Raw genomic sequence first — 20,947 nt, 5'->3', positions numbered from 1 at the left:
CGTTAGCGAATGATAGATACTTTTTTTTGTAAATACAAAACGATTTGTGATAGTGTAAAACAGATAACAAAATAGAAAATAGCTGCCAAGATATAAGCTTCTTGCTTTACGCCAAAATTATTAGCAGCAATATCAAAACCATTCAAAAGGCTATGGCCACTGATGGCATAAACAAGGGTTGTGTCCTGAAAAAGAATAATGACTTGTGTTAAAAAGACTGGAAGCATATCTCTAAAGGCTTGAGGAAGAATGACAATGTACATACTTTGCCAATAGGTCATTCCAAGAGCTTGTCCCGCGTATTTTTGTCCTTGCGGAACTGAATTTATACCAGCACGCATAATTTCAGCAAAATAAGCAGTTTCAAATGCAGTAAAGGTAATGAGTGCTGATTTATTGGCGCCGATAGATGTACCCGTTAAAAAAGGTAGGAGCACGAAAAACCATAAGATAACCATCACAAGTGGTATTGAACGCATAGCTGTTATGTAAATGATTGCAAACCAAGAAAGAAGTTTTATAGAAGAAAGGCGGATCATGGCTAAAAGAGTGCCGAAAACAAATCCTAATACTGTTGCAACAAGAGTTAGAAAAACGCTAAAGAGTAAACCTGATAAAATGTAAGAACGAAATACATCAAAGGTAAAAAAGGAAAAATCAAAGTCAGAAAAATTGAAAGGGAAATAAAGTCCAAACTGAGAACTTATGAAATTCATCATATTCAATTTACCTTTGTTTGAGAGCTAGGAATTTTGATCATTTTCTCAATAACTGTCATTACAACAAATACGATTAAAGCTATAAGAATATAAAGAATCGTAACAAGCAAATAGTTTTCGTAAACATGACTTATCTCTTCAATTGCTTGGTATTGAAATTGCATGAGCTCATTTATTGAAACGGCGAATGCTATAGATGAGTTTTTTACAATCCCCATTGCTTCTGAAGTAAGCGGGGGCATAATTGTGCGTATAGCATACGGAAGTACAATATAACGATAACTTTGATAAGTTGTAAATCCCATTGCCATAGCAGCATAGCGTTGTCCAGAAGGAATAGCTTCAATTCCTGAACGAATCTGTTCTGCAATGCGTGCAGATGTAAAGAATCCCAACGCACATGTTATTAAGAGAATAGGGGAAAATTTCATCGCTGGTGGATAAATTTTAGGAACAACAAAATACCATAAAAATACCTGTACAAGGAGGGGAATGTTACGCATAATCTCTACCCAGATAGTCCCGATAATGCGAAATATACAATTAGTGACGGATGTTTTAGGTAAAGTGCGCATTGTTCCTATAATAATACCGCACAATACCGCTAATAGAAGTGAAGTAATGGACAATATAACCGTATTTTTTAAGCCATCAAGAAGTGTGTCTAAATAGGTATGACTCACGCCGAAAGTACCTAAGCATCCTGTTACCAGTGTTTGAGTCAGATCATCCCTACAAAGGAAAGAAAAGTCCATTCATTAATACTCCTTCAAATTGGTCATTCACAAATAGGACAATGAGTCAAGCGTATCTGCATAGGCGGAATTTATTAAAAAGTGAACTAAAATATAAACCACACTCAATTTTAAAAGAGTGTGGTTTTTCTTTTCAAATTCTATAAATCTTTTTCTTTATAGCTTTCCCGAGGCCTATTGTTTGGATGATCCCAAGCATATTTTGTTTTTTGTGATAAGGGAAGGTTCATAACAGTATTAGCAGGAGGAATCGGTTTCATAAACCACTTATTATAAAGATTTTCAAGTGATTCGTCTTTAATCTGACGTAGGATGCTATCGTTAATGGCTTGTTCAAAGTTTTTGTCATGTAATCTAAGCATGCAAGCGATGGGTTCAACTGATAGTACGGTGTCAAGAATGACATAATCAGATGGATTTTTTGATTTTGCAATATGTCCAGCAAGAATTGAAGCATCCATAACAAATGCATCGGCACGACCAGATTCGAGTAATAAGAAACTATCTCCGTGATCTTTTCCTTTGACGACTTTAAAATGAATGTTTTTTGCACGTTTGTTTTTACGAATAAGTTGAACAGATGTTGTCCCGGTGGTCGTTGCAACTGTTTTTCCATTTAAATCGTCAAGAGATTGAATATTAGAGTTTTTCTTTACAGCAATCCGAACTTCTTCAACGTATGTTGTATAAGCAAATGCTGCTTCTTTATTGCGAGAAAGATCATTTGTTGTTGAGCCGCACTCAAAATCATAGGTTTTATTTTTTAAGAGAGGAATTCTATTTTGAGAAGTGATGGGAAGATAATGAATTTTAATTGGTTTACCAATTTTTTTTGAAATATCATCAATGATGCGTTCTGCCATTTCTGTATGAAAACCTACATATTTATTATTACCAAGGACGTAGGCTAACCCCGATGATTCACGGACACCTAAAGTAATTTCCCCTGTTTGTTTTATTTTTTCAAGGGTATCATGTTCAGCATGTGCGACAGTTGTGAGGCCAATGGCTGTTGCCGTAATAAATATTAACAATGATTTCTTCATTTTATATCCTCCATTCATTTATTTTAGTTGTCTAAGATATAATGTTTGCATGGTATAGCACAGTTATTATTCTGAGTGGATTTTTTTATTGTTTAATGAAATGAGAGCTATACTTTACTTAATTGATATTAAGGTGGATCCAAACAGGAACGTGGTCAGATGGTTTTTGATATCCTCTTAATTCTGTTTGAGTATGAGCGCAAATAAGGTGATCAACAGCTTCTGGTGATAAAAGTAAATGATCAATACGAATCCCATTATTTTTAAGCCATGCCCCAGCTTGGAAATCCCAAAAACTGAAGGAGGGAGTATCGGTGACATTTCGGATAGCGTCGTAAAGGCCTAAATAAAGAATACGCTGGAATGTTTTTCTCGTTTGTTGAAGAAATAAGGCATCTTGATACCATTCTTGAGGATTTTTTGCATCTAATGGAGTGGGGATGACATTATAGTCACCCGCTAGAATAAGAGGTTCTTCATACGCGAGCAATAATTTTGCATGTGCATATAACCTTTCCATCCATTCTATCTTATAGGAGTATTTTTCACTCTTAATAGGGTTCCCATTTGGCAAATAGAGAGATGCAACACGAATAACACCCTTGTTTGTTGAATAAACGGCTTCGATGTAACGTGTTTGTTCATCATTATTGTTGCCTGGTAATCGACGGATCACTTCATCCGGTGTTTTTTTAGAAAGAATTGCAACGCCATTAAAACTTTTTTGTCCGTGTGTTTCTATATGGTAGCCTAAACTTTCAATCGCATCACGTGGAAAATTTTCATCAATACTTTTAATTTCCTGTAGACAGACTATGTCAGGCTGGTTTTGCTTTAGCCATTGATATAATGTTTCATGTCGTGCTTTTATTCCGGCAATATTCCACGTTGCTATTTTCATGGCGCTCATCATTAAATATCACATGTACAATTTAATTTGCTGCTTTTTTTATTTATAGAGGGCTGTTACTATGGTAAATTGATTTATCAAGAATACTGGTAAAAGCAAATTTAAAGTTTTAAAATTTAATTTATTTTCATTTTTAAAAACTTTCTGCTGTTTAGTTCTTGACGAATGTACGTGTTCTCGCTATTAGAAGCAAGCATAACCGATGTGGAAGTGATCAGTTGTTTTGGATATGCTCCAAAAATCATCCAAGCGGCTGTTAAGAAGATTAAAAGCAAATTCTAGTGCAAAAGGCTATGGCCTTCTCTGCTTTTGGTTGGGTGAGCTGTTTTTGCAGGTGTGCCCGGTTTTATATGTAAACTCAGATATCTATTCTGATTCTATCAGGGTGGATAAAATAGAAGAGCCCGATTGGGTGAAACAAATGTAGATCTAATAAAGAGGAAGGTTGTATGCCTACCGTAAACCAATTGATTCGCAAGCCGCGTGTAACGCCAGTTAAACGTAATAAGGTTCCTGCTCTTCAGTCGAATCCGCAGAAGCGTGGTGTTTGTACACGTGTTTATACAACGACACCGAAAAAACCTAATTCTGCTCTTCGTAAAGTTGCTAAAATCCGTTTGACAAATGGATTTGAGGTGATTGGTTATATTCCGGGGGAGGGACATAATCTTCAAGAGCACTCTGTTGTGATGATCCGTGGTGGTCGTGTGAAGGATTTGCCAGGGGTTCGTTATCACGTTATTCGTGGTTTGCTTGATACACAAGGTGTCAAGAATCGCAAGCAGCGTCGTTCAAAGTATGGCGCGAAGCGTCCAAAATAATGAAGCGTTCAAAAATAATATTGAGAGACAAAGCTAATGTCCCGTCGTCATAGAGCAGAAAAGCGTGAAATTAATCCAGATCCTAAATTTGGTGATTTGGTCATTATGAAATTTATGAATGCCATTATGTTTGATGGTAAAAAGTCAGTTGCAGAGCGTATAGTTTATGGTGCACTTGATTCTGTAGAGAGAAAAATGAAAACGGATCCTGTGGCTCTATTTCATCGGGCTTTAGGGAATGTTGCACCTCATATTGAGGTTCGTTCACGCCGTGTTGGTGGTGCTACTTATCAAGTTCCGATTGATGTTCGTCCTGATCGTCGACAGGCGCTTGCTATTCGTTGGTTGATTACTGCGGCACGTGGTAGAAATGAAACAACGATGATCGAGCGCTTATCTGGTGAATTGGTTGATGCGGCTAATAATCGCGGTTCTGCCGTGAAGAAACGTGAGGATGTTCATCGTATGGCTGAAGCTAATCGTGCGTTTTCTCATTATCGCTGGTAGATGTTTTGAACTAAGGCAAATATAATGGCTCGCGAATATAAAATTGAAGATTATCGTAATTTTGGTATTATGGCGCACATTGATGCCGGTAAGACTACTATGACTGAGCGTATTTTGTTTTATACCGGTAAGAACCATAAAGTTGGTGAGACTCATGATGGTGCTTCCACGATGGACTGGATGGAGCAGGAGCAGGAGCGTGGCATTACGATTACATCTGCTGCGACAACGACCTTTTGGAAGGGGCGTGATGGTCGGAAGCGCCGTTTTAATATTATTGATACGCCGGGGCATGTTGATTTTACGATTGAGGTTGAGCGCTCTTTGCGCGTTCTTGATGGTGCAATAGCGTTGCTGGATGCGAATGCCGGTGTGGAACCTCAGACGGAGACTGTTTGGCGGCAGGCTGAGAAATATCGTGTGCCCCGTATGGTGTTTGTTAATAAAATGGATAAAATAGGTGCTGATTTTTATCGTAGTGTAGAAATGGTTGGTTCTCGGTTGGGGGCTAAAGCGCTTGTTTTGCAGTTGCCAATTGGCGCTGAAAATGATTTTGAAGGTGTTGTTGACCTTGTTGAAATGAAAGCTTTGAAGTGGGATGGTTCTATTGGTGCCTCAGCGGTGGAGAGCGAAATTCCCTCTGATTTAAAGGAAAAGGCTGAGGAATATCGCGAAAAATTAATTGAGATGGCTGTGGAGGTTGATGAGGCTGCTACGGAGGCTTATTTAGAAGGTGTTATGCCAACTAATGAGCAACTTGTTTCTCTCATTCGGCGAGGGACAGTGGGGGTTCAGTTTCACCCTGTTTTTTGTGGCACAGCTTTTAAAAATAAGGGGATTCAGCCACTTTTGGATGCTGTGATTTCTTATCTTCCTTCTCCTGTTGATGTCCCTGCAATTAGTGGTATCGATGTGAAGACTGAATCTGAAACGACGCGTGAATCTTCTGATGACGCTCCGCTAGCTATGCTTGCTTTTAAAATTATGAATGATCCTTTTGTTGGATCGTTGACTTTCTGTCGTATTTACTCTGGTAAAGTTCAAAAAGGCATTTCTCTTGAAAATACTGTAAAGAAGAAGAGAGAGCGGTTGGGGCGTATGCTTCAAATGCATTCGAATTCTCGTGAGGATATTGAAGAAGCATTTGCTGGTGATATTGTTGCTCTGGCAGGACTTAAGGAGACGACAACAGGTGATACTCTTTGCGATCCTTTGAAGCCTGTTATTTTGGAGCGGATGGAATTTCCAGAACCTGTTATTGAGATTGCAATTGAGCCAAAAACAAAAGCAGATCAGGAGAAAATGGGAATTGCTCTTAATCGTTTAGCAGCTGAAGATCCTTCATTTCGTGTTAAATCGGATGTGGAGTCAGGTCAAACTATTATCGCTGGAATGGGTGAACTTCATCTTGATATTATTGTTGATCGTATGCGGCGTGAATTTAAGGTTGAGGCGAATGTTGGTCAACCTCAAGTCGCTTATCGCGAGTCAATTACTAAAGTTGCGGAAATTGATTATACGCATAAGAAACAATCGGGCGGCGCCGGTCAATTTGCTCGTGTAAAAATTATTTTCGAGCCTCATGATGGTGATGATTTTGTTTTTGAGTCGAAGATTGTTGGTGGTGCTGTTCCTAAAGAATATATTCCAGGTGTCCAAAAGGGAATTGAAAGTGTTATGGGGGCGGGGCCTCTTGCGGGATTCCCTATGCTTGGTGTAAAAGCGACGTTAATTGATGGTGGTTATCACGATGTTGATTCTTCCGTCTTAGCTTTTGAAATTGCTGCTCGTGCAGCTTTTCGTGATGGAGCGAAGAAGGCTGGAGCACAGCTTCTTGAGCCAATCATGAAAGTGGAAGTTGTCACGCCAGATGATTATGTTGGTGATGTTATCGGTGATCTCAATTCTCGTCGAGGGCAGATTTCAGGAACTGAGGCACGCGGTATTGTAACGGTTGTAAATGCTATGGTTCCTTTGGCGAATATGTTTGGTTATGTGAATACCCTTCGCTCTATGAGTCAGGGGCGTGCGCAGTATACAATGCAATTTGATCATTACGAGCCTGTGCCTTCAGCTGTTGCTTTAGAAATTCAAAAGGAATACGCGTAATTTCAGGTTGTGTAATTAATTTTTAATTTAGTCCTTGACTTGGATAGAAAATGGAGAGCTCAAATGGCGAAGAGCAAATTTGAACGTACAAAACCGCATGTTAACATTGGTACGATTGGTCACGTTGATCATGGGAAGACCTCGTTGACAGCGGCGATTACGAAGTTTTTTGGTGAGTTTAAAGCATATGATCAAATTGATGCTGCACCGGAAGAGCGCGCCCGTGGAATTACTATTTCTACAGCACACGTTGAGTATGAAACGGAAAAGCGTCACTATGCGCACGTTGATTGTCCAGGTCACGCTGATTATGTGAAGAACATGATCACAGGGGCTGCGCAGATGGATGGTGCGATTTTGGTTGTTTCTGCGGCTGATGGTCCTATGCCTCAAACACGCGAGCATATTTTGCTTGCGCGTCAGGTTGGTGTTCCAGCGATTGTTGTTTTTCTGAATAAAGTTGATCAGGTTGATGATGCAGAACTTTTGGAGCTTGTAGAGCTTGAGGTTCGGGAACTTTTATCCAAATATGATTTTCCAGGTGATGATATACCAATAGTTAAGGGTTCTGCGTTGGCGGCGCTTGAGGATAAGGATAAAAGCATTGGTGAAGATGCGGTTCGTCTTTTACTGAGTGAAGTTGATAATTATATTCCGACCCCTGAGCGACCTGTTGATCAGCCATTTTTGATGCCGATAGAAGATGTTTTTTCGATTTCAGGTCGTGGAACTGTTGTTACCGGTCGTGTTGAGCGTGGTGTTATTAAGGTTGGTGAAGAAATTGAGATTATTGGTATTCGTCCAACTTCCAAAACGACGGTTACAGGTGTTGAAATGTTCCGCAAACTTTTAGATCAAGGTCAAGCGGGTGACAATATTGGGGCGCTTCTTCGTGGTGTTGATCGTGAAGGGGTTGAGCGTGGTCAGGTATTGGCTAAACCAGGTTCCGTTACACCTCACACTCGCTTTAAAGCAGAGGCTTATATTTTGACGAAAGATGAGGGTGGGCGTCATACTCCATTTTTCACGAATTATCGTCCCCAGTTTTATTTCCGTACTACGGATGTGACAGGGATTGTTACGCTTCCGGAAGGAACGGAAATGGTTATGCCGGGAGATAATGTTGCGATGGATGTGTCTTTGATTGTTCCGATAGCGATGGAAGAGAAACTTCGTTTTGCTATTCGTGAAGGTGGTCGTACCGTTGGTGCTGGTATCGTCTCTAAAATCATTGAATAAATAATGCTTGTTGGGTGTCTTGATTACTGAAGGCACTTTGTGTAACAGGGAAATAAAGAGCATGAACAATCAAAATATTCGCATTCGTTTGAAAGCGTTTGATCATCGGATTCTTGATACATCGACGCGTGAAATTGTGTCGACTGCTAAGCGTACTGGTGCAAATGTCCGTGGCCCTATTCCGCTTCCAACGCGGATTGAGAAATTTACGGTCAATCGTGGACCGCATATTGATAAGAAGAGTCGTGAGCAGTTTGAAATGCGTACACATAAGCGTCTTCTTGATATTGTTGATCCAACACCACAAACAGTGGATGCGCTTATGAAGCTCGATCTTTCTGCTGGTGTGGATGTAGAAATTAAGCTCTGAGGTTTGAAGACAGAAGGAACAGACCCGATGCGTTCAGGTGTAATAGCACAGAAGTTGGGCATGACCCGTATTTATAATGATGCTGGTGAACATGTGCCAGTGACCGTACTCCGTTTGGAGAATTGTCAAGTCGTTGCTCAGCGTACAGTCGAGAAGAATGGTTATACTGCTGTTCAATTAGGTGTAGGTTTTGCTAAAGTTAAGAATACTTCACAAGCTCTTCGTGGCCATTTTGCTAAGGCTTCTGTTGAACCTAAAGCTAAAATAGCGGAGTTTCGTGTTAGTCCCGATAATCTTCTTGATGTCGGTACTGAGATTACGGTGGAACATTTTGTTCCAGGACAAAGAGTTGATGTGACGGGTACTAGTATTGGTAAGGGGTTTGCTGGTGTTATGAAACGGCACAACTTTGGTGGGCATCGTGCTTCCCATGGTAACTCGATCACACATCGTGCTCATGGTTCTACGGGACAGTGTCAAGATCCTGGTAAAGTTTTTAAAGGTAAAAAAATGGCTGGCCATATGGGGCAAGTGCGGGTAACAACACAGAATATTGAGGTTATTGCTACCGATGTTGAGCGTGGTTTAATTTTAGTACGTGGTTCTGTTTCTGGCTCTAAAGGTTCTTGGATTTTGGTGCGGGATGCTGTAAAGAAGCGTCTTCCTGATAATGCTCCGAGACCTGCTGGTATCCGCCGTCTTGTGAAAGAGAAAACGGAAATGGTTACGCCGAGAACGGAAACCTCTGAAGTTGAGGGAGCCTAATAATGGATCTTGTAATTAAAACTCTTTATGGTAATGAAGCTGGTAAATTGAAGGTTTCTGAAGCTATTTTTGATCTTGTTCCACGTGAAGATATTTTACAACGTGTTGTTCGTTGGCAGCTTGCGCGTCGTCAGCAGGGAAGTCATCAATCCCAGGGGCGGTCTGATGTGTCTCGAACAGGGGCGAAAATGTTTAAACAAAAAGGAACTGGGCGTGCTCGGCACTCATCTGCACGTGCACCACAGTTTAGAGGTGGAGGTAAAGCACATGGGCCGGTGGTCCGCAGCCATGCGCATGATCTTCCTAAAAAGATTCGTTCTCTTGGGTTGCGTCTTGCTTTATCGGCAAAATTAAAAGCAAAAGATTTGATTATTGTGGATGAGTTAGTTGTTAAGGATGCTAAAACAAAAGTGCTTGTTTCTCATTTTTCTAAGCTTGGATTGAATAATGCTCTCTTGATTGGTGGTAAAGAGATTGATATTAATTTTTTTCGTGCAGCATCTAATATTCCTAATATCGATATTTTGCCTATTCAGGGAATTAATGTTTATGATATTTTGCGTCGCAGCAAGCTTGTTTTGTCTAAAGCAGCTGTTGAGGCTCTTGAGGAGCGTTTTAAATGACATATCTTCGCCATTATGATATAATTATTAGTCCAGTTATTACAGAAAAGTCGACTATGATTTCTGAATATAATCAAGTTGCTTTTAATGTCGCACCGAAAGCAACGAAGTCTGAGATTAAGGCTGCTATTGAAGCGCTTTTTAACGTAAAAGTTAAAGCGGTTAACACGATAGTTCGTAAGGGTAAACTGAAGCGTTTCAAAGGTATTGTTGGTCGACAAAGTGATGTCAAAAAAGCGATCGTAACTCTGACCAGTGGTCAAAGTATCGACGTTTCGACAGGTCTTTAAAGAGGCTCGGAGATAGGAATAATGGCACTTAAGCAATTTAATCCAACGACACCTGGGCAGCGTCAGCTTGTTATTGTAGAGCGTTCTTGTCTTTATAAGGGAAAGCCTGTGAAGATGCTAACTGAGGGGTTGTCTTCAAGGGGTGGACGTAATAATCGCGGTCGTGTTACTGCTCGTTTTCAAGGTGGTGGCCATAAACGTAGTTATCGTTTTGTCGATTTTAAGCGTCTTAAGCGTGATGTTTCAGCGAAAGTTGAGCGTTTGGAATATGATCCCAATCGTACTGCTTTTATTGCTTTGATTCGCTATGAGGATGGGCAATTGAGTTATATCCTTGCGCCACAGCGTCTTGGTGTTGGTGATTCTGTTATCGCTGGTTTGAATGTTGATATTAAGCCAGGTAATGCTATGCCTCTTGGTAATATGCCGGTGGGCACAATTATTCATAATGTTGAAATGAGGCCAGGAAAGGGGGGGCAGATTGCACGTTCAGCAGGTACTTATGCGCAGTTGGTTGGACGAGATCATGGTATGGCTATTCTTCGTTTAAATTCTGGTGAACAGCGTTTGGTGCCTAGCAGCTGTTTTGCAACTGTTGGTGCTGTTTCAAATCCTGATCATGGGAATATTAATGATGGTAAGGCGGGACGGTCACGTTGGCGTGGTAAACGTCCGCATGTTCGTGGCGTTGCTATGAATCCTGTTGATCATCCGCATGGTGGTGGTGAAGGTCGCACATCAGGGGGACGTCATCCGGTTTCTCCTTGGGGTAAACCTACGAAAGGTAAGCGTACGCGCTCCAATAAAGCTACGGATAAGTTTATTATGCGTACGCGTCATCAACGCAAGAAATGAGAAAGGTAGTCTAAAGTGGTTCGTTCAGTTTGGAAAGGTCCGTTTGTTGACGGCTATCTTCTTGGTAAAGCAGAAAAGGTACGTGCAAGTGGGCGCAATGAAGTTATAAAAATATGGAGTCGTCGCTCTACTATTTTGCCGCAGTTCGTCGGTTTAACTTTTGGTGTTTACAACGGTAATAAGCATATTCCTGTTTCTGTTTCTGAAGAGATGGTTGGGCATAAGTTTGGTGAGTTTGCTCCTACCCGGACTTATTATGGTCATGGTGCCGATAAAAAAGCGAAGAGGAAGTAGGAATGGGAAAAGCTAAAATTCCGCGCCAGCTTAAAGAGAATGAAGCAAAAGCTGTTACACGGACAATTCGTGTTAGTCCGCGAAAGCTTAATTTAGTTGCTGCGATGATTCGTGGTAAAAGAGTTAATGTGGCACTTGCTGATTTGATGTTTTCACGCAAGCGTATTGCTGGTACTGTGAAAAAAACGCTTGAATCAGCGATTGCGAATGCAGAAAATAACCACGATCTTGATATTGATTCGCTTATTGTAGCAGAGGCTTATGTTGGTAAGTCGATAGTGATGAAACGTTTTCATGTTCGTGGTCGAGGGCGTGCTAGTAAAATTGAACGTCCATTTTCACATCTTACTGTTATTGTTCGTGAAGTTATCGAAAAAGTGGAGGCCGCATAATGGGTCAGAAGATCAATCCAATAGGGCTTCGTCTTGGTGTTAATCGTACCTGGGATTCTCGCTGGTATGCTGATAGTGGTGAATATGGTCGTCTTCTTCATGAAGATTTAAAAATTCGTTCGTATGTACTTGAAGAGCTTAAGCAGGCGGCTATTTCTAAGGTTGTTATTGAGCGTCCTCATAAAAAATGTCGTGTTACGATTCATTCTGCGCGTCCTGGTTTGATTATTGGTAAAAAGGGTGCTGATATTGAAAAGCTTCGTCGTAAACTTTCAGAAATGACGAATGCTGAAACTTCATTGAATATTGTGGAGATTCGTAAACCGGAGATTGATGCTACAATTATTGCGCAATCAATTGCTCAGCAATTAGAGCGTCGTGTTGCTTTTCGTCGTGCAATGAAGCGTGCTGTTCAGTCTGCTATGCGTCTTGGTGCGGAAGGTATTCGTATTAACTGTTCTGGTCGTCTTGGTGGTGCTGAAATTGCTCGTATGGAATGGTATCGTGAAGGTCGTGTTCCACTTCATACTTTGCGCTCTGATGTTGACTACGGTACAGCAGAAGCTAAAACCGCTTATGGTATTTGTGGTATTAAAGTTTGGGTCTTTAAAGGTGAGATTCTTGAGCATGATCCGATGGCTTCAGAGCGTCGTGCTACGGAAGTCGATCAGTCTGGTTCTTCAGCGAGTCGTCGTCGTGAAAATGCTTAGTTTTTGAGATTGAACTAAAATTTGGAGTAGAGAACAATGTTGCAGCCAAAGCGCACAAAGTTCCGTAAACAGTTCAAGGGCCGTATTCACGGTGCTGCGAAGGGTGGTACGGATTTGAATTTCGGTGCTTACGGTTTAAAGGCTGTTGAGCCGGAGCGGGTTACTGCTCGTCAAATTGAAGCGGCACGTCGTGCAATTACACGTTACATGAAACGTTCTGGTCGTGTGTGGATTCGTGTTTTTCCGGATCTTCCAGTTACATCTAAACCGACTGAAGTTCGTATGGGTAAAGGTAAGGGAAGTGTTGATTATTGGGCTGCACGTGTTGCTCCTGGGCGCATCATGTTTGAGCTTGATGGAGTCTCTGAGGATATTGCGCGTGAAGCACTGAGATTAGGTGCTGCAAAGTTACCTATAAAAACACGTTTCATCCAGCGTATTGCAGAGTAAAGAGGTTTAGCGATGAAGTCCACGGAATTACGGGCGCAAACGCTCGATCAAATGAAAGATGAATTGGCTAAGTTGAAGAAGGAGCAATTTAATTTGCGCTTTCAAAAAGCAACAGGTCAATTAGAAAAGACTGCACGCGTTAAGCAAGTTCGTCGCGATATTGCGCGTGTAAAAACTTTTCTTCATCAGAGATTAAGTGAAAGTAAGGTTTAAGGAAATTAAGAGATGCCTAAACGCATTTTGCAGGGTGTTGTTATTAGCGACAAAAGCGATAAGACTGTTGTTGTTAAAGTTGAGCGTCGTTATTCTCATCCGCTTCTTAAGAAGACTGTTCGGCAGTCTAAAAATTATAAAGCGCATGACGAAAACAACCAATTTAGAATTGGAGATCAAGTTTCTATTCAGGAATCTAGACCAATTTCGAGAGATAAATGTTGGATTGTTCTAAAGGATAATGTAGCGTAATTAGTTTAAGTTTATTGTTTTAAAATTTAGCAGTGGTTTTTTCTTATTGATGGATTTGAAAACAGTAGCTTTATCGTTATTTGGCAGGCAAATCCGGATGTGTTAAGGGCATGATCGGATATAAATATTAAGAAAAGGTGGCCAGTCATGATTCAGATGCAAACAAACCTCGACGTTGCTGATAATTCTGGTGCTCGTCGTGTCATGTGCATCAAGGTGTTAGGCGGTTCAAAGCGAAAATATGCTTCGGTCGGTGACATTATTGTTGTTTCGGTAAAAGATGCTATTCCTCGTGGCCGTGTTAAAAAGGGTGATGTTATGAAAGCTGTTGTAGTTCGTACCGCTAAGGATATTCGTCGTTCAGATGGTAGTGTCATTCGTTTTGATAGTAATGCTGCAGTTTTAGTAGATAATAAAAAAGAGCCTATTGGAACTCGTATCTTTGGGCCTGTTCCTCGTGAATTGCGTGGTCGGAATCATATGAAAATTATCTCTCTCGCTCCTGAAGTGCTATAAGGGGTAGATGTTATGCAGAAGATTCGAAAAGGTGATAAGGTTGTTGTTTTATCTGGTAAGGATAAAGGATGTAGTGGTGAAGTAATTAAAGTTAATCCAAAAGAAAATAAGGCGTTTGTTCGTGGGATTAATATGATTAAACGTCATCAACGTCAAACGCAGAAGCAAGAAGCTGGAATTATTTCTAAGGAGTCTCCGATTCATCTGTCTAATTTGGCGATTGCTGATCCTAAAGATGGTAAACCTACACGTGTGGGCTTTCGTATGAATGCAGATGGTAATAAAGTGCGTTTTGCCAAGCGTTCGGGAGAGTTGATTAATGGCTGAGGAAAGACAAATGCCGCGTATGAAGGCGCATTATTTTGAGGTGATTCGTAAAACACTTCAAGAAAAGTTCAATTACAAAAATATGATGCAAATTCCACGGATTGATAAAATTGTGGTAAATATGGGGATAGGTGAGGCGACTGCTGATTCGAAGAAGCCTTCTCTTGCTGCTGACGATTTAGGGCTAATAACAGGCCAAAAGGCCGTTGTTACACGTGCGCGTAATTCTATTGCAACTTTTAAGGTTCGTGAGGGAATGCCTCTTGGGGCTAAAGTTACGTTGCGTAAAGATCGTATGTTTGAGTTTTTAGATCGTCTTGTTACGATTGCTCTTCCGCGCGTTCGTGATTTTCGTGGTTTAAATCCCAAAAGCTTTGATGGTCGTGGCAATTTTGCTATGGGTATTAAAGAGCACATTGTGTTTCCAGAAGTCAACTATGATAAAGTTGATCAAATTTGGGGCATGGATATCATCGTTTGTACGACAGCAAAAACGGATGATGAAGCTCGTGAGCTATTACGTGCTTTTAATTTTCCTTTTCGTTCGTAACGGCAAATGTAGAGAGGTAAAATTATGGCCAAAGTAAGTGCCGTCGAAAAAAACAAACGTCGTGAGGTGATGGTAAAGCGTTATGCTGCACGTCGTGCACGTTTGAAAGCAATAGTGATGGATCAAAAGCTTTCTCTTGAGGAGCGTTTTAAAGCTTCTGTTCAATTGGCGAAATTGCCGCGTAATTCTGCAAAAGTTCGTGTTCGTAATCGCTGTGAGGTTTCAGGTCGTCCGCGAGCTTATTATCGTAAGTTAAAGATGTCGCGAATTGCATTGCGGGAACTTGGTTCTGTAGGCCATATCCCTGGTATTGTAAAGTCTAGTTGGTAAGAGGAGATTATTTAATGTCTATATCAGATCCTCTTGGTGATATGTTAACACGTATGCGTAATGCTCTTGATCGTAAAAAAAGCACAGTGATTACTCCAGCTTCAAAGCTTCGTGCTCATGTTCTTGATGTTCTTCAGTCGGAAGGTTATATTCGTGGATATAATCAAGTTGATTTAGGTAATGGGAAAGCTGAAATTGAAATCGAATTGAAGTATTTTGAAAGTTTGGCTGCTATTCGTGAAATTTCGCGTGTATCAAAGCCAGGTCGTCGTGTATATGTTTCTGCTAAGTCACTTCCGCAGGTCGCAAATGGTTTGGGTATTTCGATTTTATCGACCCCTAAAGGTGTTATGGCGGATCATGAGGCGCGTGAACAGAATGTTGGTGGAGAACTCCTTTGTCGTGTTTTCTAATAATGTCAGGAAAACGGAAGAAAAAGTAGGTTAGAATAATGTCTCGTATTGGAAAGAAGCCCATTTCAATTCCTTCTGGGGTGACTGCTACTGTTGAGGGGCAGCTGATTAAAGCAAAAGGTCCAAAAGGTGAATTAAGTTACATCGTTAATGATGAAGTCTTGGTTAAATTTGAGGAAAATATTATATCAGTTATGCCGCGGGATCAATCGAAAGATGCGCGTTCTAAATGGGGGATGTCACGCTCAATGATTGAAAATATTTTTTGTGGTGTGAAAGATGGTTTTGAAAAGAGGTTGGAGATCAATGGAGTTGGTTATCGTGCTGCTTTACAGGGTAAGGATGTCCATCTTTCTTTAGGTTTTTCGCATGATGTGGTTTATAAGGTTCCATCGGGTGTTACTGTAACTGTTCCTAAGCCAACAGAGATTGTTGTTTCTGGAATTGATAAACAGCAAGTTGGGCAAGTTGCAGCAGAAATTCGCGAGTATCGTAGACCTGAGCCTTATAAGGGTAAAGGTGTTAAACATGCGGATGAACGTATCTGCCGTAAAGAAGGTAAAAAGAAGTAAGGATTTTGTAGTATGATTTCATCTAAGGACATTATCCGACGTCGTGCAAGACGTGTTCGTCGTAGAATTAAAATGGTTTCTAAAGATCGTCCTCGACTTAGTGTTTATCGTTCAAATCAGAACATTTATGCTCAAGTTATCGATGATTTACGGGGGTGTACACTTGTTTCAGCCTCTACTCTTGAAAGTGATTTGAAGAAATCTTTAAAGAGTGGTGCTGATAAAGAAGCTGCTTTCGCCGTTGGTAGGTTAATTGCTGAGCGTGCGAAGCAAGCTGGTGTTAATGAAGTAGTTTTTGATCGTGGGGCCTATGTGTATCATGGTCGAATTAAAGCTTTGGCTGAAGCAGCTCGTGAAGGTGGTTTGAATTTCTAGAGTTTCTTATTTATGGATGAGGTAGGAGAGTTTAGAGTATTTCGTTTAAGTTCTTCCGGTTTGATGAGGGACTTTCTTATCGTGCTTCCGGAAAAGAAAAAGGAATGAGGAATGGCACAAAAAGAACGTGGTGAGAGAGAAGAACGCGATAATGAATTTGTCGATAGGCTTGTTCATATTAATCGTGTTGCTAAAGTTGTAAAGGGTGGTAGGCGTTTTGGTTTTGCTGCTCTCGTTGTTGTTGGAGATCAAAAAGGGCGCGTGGGGTTTGGTCATGGTAAGGCTCGTGAAGTTCCAGAAGCTGTTCGTAAAGCAACGGAATCTGCAAAGCGTGGAATGATTTATGTTCCACTTCGGTCTGGGCGTACATTGCATCATGATCTTGAAGGTCATCACGGGGCAGGGCGAGTTTTGCTACGTTCAGCTTCTGCTGGTACTGGTATTATTGCTGGGGGGCCAATGCGTGCTATTTTTGAAGCTCTTGGTATGCAGGATGTAGTTGCAAAATCATTAGGATCGTCGAATCCTTATAATATGGTTCGTGCAACATTTGATGCATTGAAAAATCAAATGCATCCTAGAGATATTGCTGCTCAGCGTGGTATAAAATATTCAACTTTACAGGCGCGTCGTCGCCATTTAGTTGATGTAGAAGGGTAGTTTCTGAGATTATCAGAAAAGGAATTAGGAAATGGTTCAAAAAAGATCTCAGAGTAGTAAAACTGTAACGGTAGAGCAAATTGGAAGTCCTATTCGAAATTCACAGATTCAGCGCGCAACCTTAAAGGGGCTTGGACTAAATAAGATGCGTCGGAGGCGTGTTTTAAAAGATACACTTTCTGTACGGGGTATGATTGCTCGGGTTCGGCATCTTGTTCGCGTTATAGATGAAGATTAAGGGTTGCAGGAGTATTAGATATGAAACTCAATGAACTGCGTGATTGCAAAGGTGCAACAAGAAATCGTAAACGTGTTGGACGTGGTATCGGTTCGGGTACTGGTAAGACTGGTGGTCGTGGTGTAAAAGGGCAAAGTTCTCGTTCTGGTGTTTCTCTTAATGGTTTTGAAGGTGGGCAAATGCCTATCTATCGGCGTTTACCAAAGCGTGGATTTAGAAATTTCTTTGCTAAAAACTATAATGAGGTTTCCCTGGGACGTGTTCAGTTGGCGGTTGATGCAGGTAAGTTGAATATTGAGAAACCTGTTGATATGATTGCTTTGAAAGAGGCTGGGATTATTCGTCGTGAAAAAGATGGTGTTCGTCTTCTTTCTGACGGTGATTTGAAAGATAAGATTATATTTTATGTTTCTGGCGCTTCACAGGCTGCTCGTGTTAAGATTGAAAAGGTGGGCGGTCAGATTATTTTTCCTGACGTCGTTCGGTGATTTTTTTGATATGAGTAGAGATCTCAAGATGGATTGCATCTATTCTGCAAGATTTTTTGTGTGGAATTGTTTAATTTCCGCGCTTATTTATGTATCAAGATATGGATTTTATGGTTATACTTCTGTGATTTAAAGAGCTGGAGTGTGAAGTGGAGACGTTTTATGGTATCAGCAGCAGAGCAGTTTGCTTCCAATATAAACTTCGGTACCTTTTCGCGTGCAACTGAATTAAAGAAACGTATCTGGTTTACTCTAGGGGCGCTTCTTGTCTATCGTTTTGGCACTTATATCTCTCTTCCAGGTATTAATATTGATGCTTTGCGGCAAACATTTGAGCATCACGCATCGGGTGTCTTAGGACTCTTTAATATGTTTGCTGGAGGCGCTGTTGGGCGTATGGCGATTTTTGCTTTGGGTATTATGCCTTATATATCGGCATCTATTATTGTACAATTGCTGACATCCGTTATTCCTTCTTTGGAGACTCTTAAAAAAGAGGGTGAGGTAGGTCGTAAGATTATTAATCAATATACGCGTTATGTGACAGTCGTGTTGGCAATTCTACAAGCTTTTGGTATTGCGGTTGCGCTTGAAAGTGGTATAGGAACAGGGCTTCAAATTGTTTTAGAACCAGGACTTATGTTTCGTATCTCTGCTGTTATTACACTTGTTGGCGGGACTATGTTTTTAATGTGGCTTGGCGAACAAATTACATCACGTGGTATTGGTAATGGGGTTTCTCTCATCATTTTTACAGGGATTGTAGCCAATTTTCCTTCTACTTTTGCTCAGCTTTTGACAGCTCATAGTCAGGCTGACTTATCAACTTTTCTTTTAATGGGAATTGTTCTTATCGCTGTTTTGGTTATCGGACTTATCGTCTTTATAGAGCGTGCGCAACGGCGGATTCTTATTCAGTACCCAAAACGTCAGGTCGGTAATCAAATGTTTCAAGGTGATATGTCTCATCTTCCTTTAAAGTTGAATACTGCTGGTGTTATTCCACCTATTTTTGCATCATCTTTATTGCTATTACCCGCCACTATTAATAATTTTTCTGATAAAATGCCACAATGGATTCAGATGATTTCTTATGCACTTGGTCATGGACAACCGCTTTATATGATTATTTATGCATTTTTAATGGCATTTTTTTGTTTTTTTTATACGGCTATTGTATTTAATCCAAATGATACTGCAGATCAGTTGAAAAAGCATTCTGGTTTTATTCCAGGAATTCGTCCAGGTGAGCGTACAGCCCAATATATTGATTACGTTTTGACGCGCATTACTGTTGTAGGTGCTATTTACATTATCTCGGTTTGTTTATTACCTGAATTTATGATATCTGCGTTACAGGTTCCTTTTTATCTTGGAGGGACGTCCTTGTTGATTGTTGTTACTGTTACACTTGATACAGTTGCTCAAATTCAGGGACATCTTGTTGCCCACCAATATGAAGGATTGATAAAAAAATCAAAACTTCGTGGAGGTAGAAGGAGTCGATGAGGGTTATTCTTTTAGGTCCTCCTGGAGCAGGGAAAGGTACCCAAGCTAAACTGTTAACTGAGGAATATGATATTCCTCATTTATCAACGGGGGATATATTGCGTGAGGTTGTTGCCAAGGAAACAGAAATTGGTAAGAAAGCTAAAGCGATTATAAGTTCCGGTGCTTTAGTTCCTGATAGTATTGTTAACCAAATCGTATCAGATCGAATTGATGAAGCTGATTGTATAAACGGTTTTGTGTTGGATGGATATCCGCGAACTGTGGGGCAGGCTGAAGCATTGCAACAGATACTGGAGTCAAAAAATATAAAGCTTGATGCTGTTATTGAGTTGTCTGTTGATGAAGACGCGTTGATTGAACGTATGAAAAGGCGTGTTCAAGAAACAATAGCGGTGGGTGGACAGGTTCGTTTGGATGATAACCCAATTGCTTTTGCAAAAAGATTAGTAGAATATCGTGAAAAAACAGCTCCCTTATCAAAGTTTTATTCAGAGAGGGGGATGTTGAAGGTTGTTGATGGAATGATTGGTATTGCTGAAGTGACACGTATGATTAAAGGTTTTCTTTCATGAGATTTTTTAGAAGTAAATGAAAAGAGTTGACTTTTGAAATGAAATCTATCACAAATGAAAATAATTTATTTCAGTGAAATGAGAGGATTCGGAAGAATTTTATTCTGAGTCTGTTTTTTCTATAAGGTACGTCAGGTATTTTAAATTTGTCAATATAACTAAGGAGAATAGACGTGGCTCGTATTGCTGGCGTCAATATCCCGGCAAACAAGCGTGTAATTATCGCGCTTCAATATATTCACGGGATTGGACCAAAATTTGCTCAAGAAATTATTGAAAAGGTTGCTATTCCCAGCGGACGCCGAGTGCATGAGCTTTCAGATGCTGAGGTGTTGCAGATTCGTGAAGCGATAGATCAGGGATATCAAGTTGAAGGTGATCTTCGTCGTGAAATCGCTATGAATGTTAAGCGCTTGATGGACCTTGGTTGTTATCGTGGACTGCGTCATCGTCGGTCTTTGCCTGTTCGCGGACAGCGTACACATACGAATGCTCGTACGCGTAAGGGACCTGCTAAAGCAATTGCCGGTAAGAAGAAGTAAGAGCCTTTGCAAGGCTTTTTATATATTTTTCTTGTTTGATTTGTTGGACAAGAATTAGAAAGGTGGAGCTGCTGATATTACGGCAGTGATGAGATCGTTGAAAGGAAAATTATGGCCAAAGAAGCCACACGTGTTCGTCGTCGCGAACGTAAAAATATTTCATCAGGTGTTGTGCATATTAATTCAACATTTAATAACACAATGATTACTATTACCGATGCTCAGGGAAATGCAATTGCTTGGTCATCTGCAGGTGCTCAGGGGTTCAAAGGGGCGCGTAAATCTACACCTTTTGCTGCTCAAGTTGCTGCAGAGGATTGTGCGAGGAAAGCGCAAGAGCATGGTATGCGTTCTTTGGAAGTTGAGGTTTGTGGTCCTGGATCAGGGCGTGAATCTGCTTTACGCGCGTTGCAATCTGTTGGTTTTGTTATTACTTCTATTCGCGATGTAACACCAATTCCTCATAATGGATGTCGTCCACGGAAAAGACGACGTGTTTAATTGGGTGTTGTTTTTTGTTGTCGGAGACTTC

General features: G+C 40.7%; 33 protein-coding genes. 29 read left to right on the top strand and 4 right to left on the bottom strand.

Annotation, left to right across the window (positions count from 1 at the left end; genetic code table 11):
- Window positions 1–2: 2 nt before the first annotated feature.
- The 4 genes from MCY_RS07620 to xth all read right to left on the bottom strand — a co-directional run bounded on the left by MCY_RS07620 (window position 3) and on the right by xth (window position 3,421).
- Window positions 3–719, bottom strand: a complete 717-nt coding sequence (locus MCY_RS07620; protein ID WP_007347792.1) for an amino acid ABC transporter permease — start codon at window positions 717–719, stop codon at window positions 3–5.
- A 2-nt stretch (window positions 720–721) separates the two neighbouring features.
- Window positions 722–1,474, bottom strand: coding sequence for an amino acid ABC transporter permease (locus tag MCY_RS07615; RefSeq protein WP_007347791.1), 753 nt, complete (start codon window positions 1,472–1,474; stop codon window positions 722–724).
- 140 nt (window positions 1,475–1,614) lie between these two features.
- Entirely contained in the window at window positions 1,615–2,520 is a 906-nt protein-coding gene (locus MCY_RS07610; RefSeq protein ID WP_007347790.1) for a transporter substrate-binding domain-containing protein, read from the bottom strand.
- 118 nt (window positions 2,521–2,638) lie between these two features.
- Window positions 2,639–3,421, bottom strand: coding sequence for an exodeoxyribonuclease III (gene xth, locus MCY_RS07605; RefSeq protein WP_026088029.1), 783 nt, complete (start codon window positions 3,419–3,421; stop codon window positions 2,639–2,641).
- 458 nt (window positions 3,422–3,879) lie between these two features.
- On the opposite strand from xth, the gene rpsL reads away from it, so the two are divergent.
- The 29 genes from rpsL to rpsK all read left to right on the top strand — a co-directional run bounded on the left by rpsL (window position 3,880) and on the right by rpsK (window position 20,916).
- Window positions 3,880–4,251, top strand: a complete 372-nt coding sequence (gene rpsL, locus MCY_RS07600) for a 30S ribosomal protein S12 (RefSeq protein ID WP_007347788.1) — start codon at window positions 3,880–3,882, stop codon at window positions 4,249–4,251.
- 36 nt (window positions 4,252–4,287) lie between these two features.
- Complete coding sequence (gene rpsG, locus MCY_RS07595; protein WP_007347787.1) at window positions 4,288–4,758, top strand: 30S ribosomal protein S7; 471 nt, start codon at window positions 4,288–4,290, stop codon at window positions 4,756–4,758.
- 24 nt (window positions 4,759–4,782) lie between these two features.
- Window positions 4,783–6,867 carry an elongation factor G gene (gene fusA, locus MCY_RS07590; protein WP_007347786.1) on the top strand — a complete coding sequence of 695 codons (2,085 nt, stop codon included), beginning with the start codon at window positions 4,783–4,785 and terminating at the stop codon, window positions 6,865–6,867.
- A 63-nt stretch (window positions 6,868–6,930) separates the two neighbouring features.
- Entirely contained in the window at window positions 6,931–8,106 is a 1,176-nt protein-coding gene (gene tuf / locus MCY_RS07585) for an elongation factor Tu (protein WP_007347137.1), read from the top strand.
- A 61-nt stretch (window positions 8,107–8,167) separates the two neighbouring features.
- Window positions 8,168–8,476, top strand: a complete 309-nt coding sequence (gene rpsJ, locus MCY_RS07580; protein ID WP_007347785.1) for a 30S ribosomal protein S10 — start codon at window positions 8,168–8,170, stop codon at window positions 8,474–8,476.
- Window positions 8,477–8,503: 27 nt separating this feature from the next.
- Window positions 8,504–9,241 carry a 50S ribosomal protein L3 gene (gene rplC, locus MCY_RS07575; protein WP_007347784.1) on the top strand — a complete coding sequence of 246 codons (738 nt, stop codon included), beginning with the start codon at window positions 8,504–8,506 and terminating at the stop codon, window positions 9,239–9,241.
- 2 nt (window positions 9,242–9,243) lie between these two features.
- Window positions 9,244–9,864 (top strand): 50S ribosomal protein L4, encoded by a 621-nt coding sequence (rplD, locus tag MCY_RS07570; RefSeq protein ID WP_007347783.1) that lies wholly within the window; start codon window positions 9,244–9,246, stop codon window positions 9,862–9,864.
- Window positions 9,861–10,154: a 50S ribosomal protein L23 gene (locus tag MCY_RS07565; RefSeq protein WP_007347782.1), complete on the top strand. Its 294-nt coding sequence runs from the start codon at window positions 9,861–9,863 to the stop codon at window positions 10,152–10,154. The genes rplD and MCY_RS07565 overlap by 4 nt, the downstream gene beginning before the upstream one ends.
- A 21-nt stretch (window positions 10,155–10,175) precedes the next feature.
- On the top strand, window positions 10,176–11,009 hold the full coding sequence (gene rplB / locus MCY_RS07560; RefSeq protein ID WP_007347781.1) for a 50S ribosomal protein L2: 834 nt from the start codon (window positions 10,176–10,178) through the stop codon (window positions 11,007–11,009).
- 15 nt (window positions 11,010–11,024) lie between these two features.
- On the top strand, window positions 11,025–11,303 hold the full coding sequence (gene rpsS, locus MCY_RS07555) for a 30S ribosomal protein S19 (RefSeq protein WP_004855734.1): 279 nt from the start codon (window positions 11,025–11,027) through the stop codon (window positions 11,301–11,303).
- A gap of 2 nt (window positions 11,304–11,305) precedes the next feature.
- A complete protein-coding gene (rplV, locus tag MCY_RS07550; RefSeq protein WP_007347780.1) occupies window positions 11,306–11,695 on the top strand; it encodes a 50S ribosomal protein L22 in 390 nt (129 codons plus the stop codon).
- The gene (rpsC, locus tag MCY_RS07545) at window positions 11,695–12,405 is read left to right on the top strand and encodes a 30S ribosomal protein S3 (RefSeq protein ID WP_007347779.1); all 711 of its coding nucleotides are present in this window, start codon (window positions 11,695–11,697) and stop codon (window positions 12,403–12,405) included. The genes rplV and rpsC overlap by 1 nt, the downstream gene beginning before the upstream one ends.
- 36 nt (window positions 12,406–12,441) lie before the next feature.
- Entirely contained in the window at window positions 12,442–12,855 is a 414-nt protein-coding gene (gene rplP / locus MCY_RS07540; RefSeq protein WP_007347778.1) for a 50S ribosomal protein L16, read from the top strand.
- Window positions 12,856–12,867: 12 nt separating this feature from the next.
- Window positions 12,868–13,068 (top strand): 50S ribosomal protein L29, encoded by a 201-nt coding sequence (gene rpmC / locus MCY_RS07535; protein ID WP_007347777.1) that lies wholly within the window; start codon window positions 12,868–12,870, stop codon window positions 13,066–13,068.
- Between the two features lie 12 nt (window positions 13,069–13,080).
- Window positions 13,081–13,320 (top strand): 30S ribosomal protein S17, encoded by a 240-nt coding sequence (rpsQ, locus tag MCY_RS07530; protein ID WP_007347776.1) that lies wholly within the window; start codon window positions 13,081–13,083, stop codon window positions 13,318–13,320.
- 147 nt (window positions 13,321–13,467) lie between these two features.
- Window positions 13,468–13,836 (top strand): 50S ribosomal protein L14, encoded by a 369-nt coding sequence (gene rplN / locus MCY_RS07525; RefSeq protein WP_007347775.1) that lies wholly within the window; start codon window positions 13,468–13,470, stop codon window positions 13,834–13,836.
- Window positions 13,837–13,848: 12 nt separating this feature from the next.
- Entirely contained in the window at window positions 13,849–14,163 is a 315-nt protein-coding gene (gene rplX / locus MCY_RS07520; protein WP_007347774.1) for a 50S ribosomal protein L24, read from the top strand.
- Complete coding sequence (gene rplE / locus MCY_RS07515) at window positions 14,156–14,713, top strand: 50S ribosomal protein L5 (protein WP_007347773.1); 558 nt, start codon at window positions 14,156–14,158, stop codon at window positions 14,711–14,713. The genes rplX and rplE overlap by 8 nt, the downstream gene beginning before the upstream one ends.
- 24 nt (window positions 14,714–14,737) lie before the next feature.
- Window positions 14,738–15,043 carry a 30S ribosomal protein S14 gene (gene rpsN, locus MCY_RS07510; protein ID WP_007347772.1) on the top strand — a complete coding sequence of 102 codons (306 nt, stop codon included), beginning with the start codon at window positions 14,738–14,740 and terminating at the stop codon, window positions 15,041–15,043.
- Window positions 15,044–15,057: 14 nt separating this feature from the next.
- Window positions 15,058–15,456, top strand: a complete 399-nt coding sequence (gene rpsH / locus MCY_RS07505; protein ID WP_007347771.1) for a 30S ribosomal protein S8 — start codon at window positions 15,058–15,060, stop codon at window positions 15,454–15,456.
- A gap of 38 nt (window positions 15,457–15,494) precedes the next feature.
- A complete protein-coding gene (gene rplF / locus MCY_RS07500; RefSeq protein ID WP_007347770.1) occupies window positions 15,495–16,028 on the top strand; it encodes a 50S ribosomal protein L6 in 534 nt (177 codons plus the stop codon).
- A 12-nt stretch (window positions 16,029–16,040) separates the two neighbouring features.
- The gene (gene rplR / locus MCY_RS07495) at window positions 16,041–16,403 is read left to right on the top strand and encodes a 50S ribosomal protein L18 (RefSeq protein ID WP_007347769.1); all 363 of its coding nucleotides are present in this window, start codon (window positions 16,041–16,043) and stop codon (window positions 16,401–16,403) included.
- Between the two features lie 111 nt (window positions 16,404–16,514).
- The gene (rpsE, locus tag MCY_RS07490; RefSeq protein WP_007347768.1) at window positions 16,515–17,063 is read left to right on the top strand and encodes a 30S ribosomal protein S5; all 549 of its coding nucleotides are present in this window, start codon (window positions 16,515–16,517) and stop codon (window positions 17,061–17,063) included.
- Between the two features lie 31 nt (window positions 17,064–17,094).
- Window positions 17,095–17,301: a 50S ribosomal protein L30 gene (gene rpmD, locus MCY_RS07485; protein ID WP_007347767.1), complete on the top strand. Its 207-nt coding sequence runs from the start codon at window positions 17,095–17,097 to the stop codon at window positions 17,299–17,301.
- 20 nt (window positions 17,302–17,321) lie between these two features.
- Window positions 17,322–17,789: a 50S ribosomal protein L15 gene (gene rplO / locus MCY_RS07480; protein WP_007347766.1), complete on the top strand. Its 468-nt coding sequence runs from the start codon at window positions 17,322–17,324 to the stop codon at window positions 17,787–17,789.
- Between the two features lie 162 nt (window positions 17,790–17,951).
- Window positions 17,952–19,298, top strand: a complete 1,347-nt coding sequence (gene secY, locus MCY_RS07475; protein ID WP_007347765.1) for a preprotein translocase subunit SecY — start codon at window positions 17,952–17,954, stop codon at window positions 19,296–19,298.
- Window positions 19,295–19,873 carry an adenylate kinase gene (locus tag MCY_RS07470; protein WP_007347764.1) on the top strand — a complete coding sequence of 193 codons (579 nt, stop codon included), beginning with the start codon at window positions 19,295–19,297 and terminating at the stop codon, window positions 19,871–19,873. Before secY ends, MCY_RS07470 begins: the two co-directional genes overlap by 4 nt.
- 173 nt (window positions 19,874–20,046) lie before the next feature.
- The gene (gene rpsM, locus MCY_RS07465; protein WP_007347763.1) at window positions 20,047–20,415 is read left to right on the top strand and encodes a 30S ribosomal protein S13; all 369 of its coding nucleotides are present in this window, start codon (window positions 20,047–20,049) and stop codon (window positions 20,413–20,415) included.
- A gap of 111 nt (window positions 20,416–20,526) precedes the next feature.
- A complete protein-coding gene (rpsK, locus tag MCY_RS07460) occupies window positions 20,527–20,916 on the top strand; it encodes a 30S ribosomal protein S11 (RefSeq protein WP_007347762.1) in 390 nt (129 codons plus the stop codon).
- Window positions 20,917–20,947 lie beyond the last annotated feature (31 nt).

Origin of the sequence: Bartonella rattimassiliensis 15908, assembly GCF_000278215.1 — a bacterium.
Lineage (GTDB): Bacteria > Pseudomonadota > Alphaproteobacteria > Rhizobiales > Rhizobiaceae > Bartonella > Bartonella rattimassiliensis.
The sequence above is the reverse complement of the archived record's forward strand: the minus strand, read 5'-3'. Positions and strand labels throughout refer to the sequence as shown.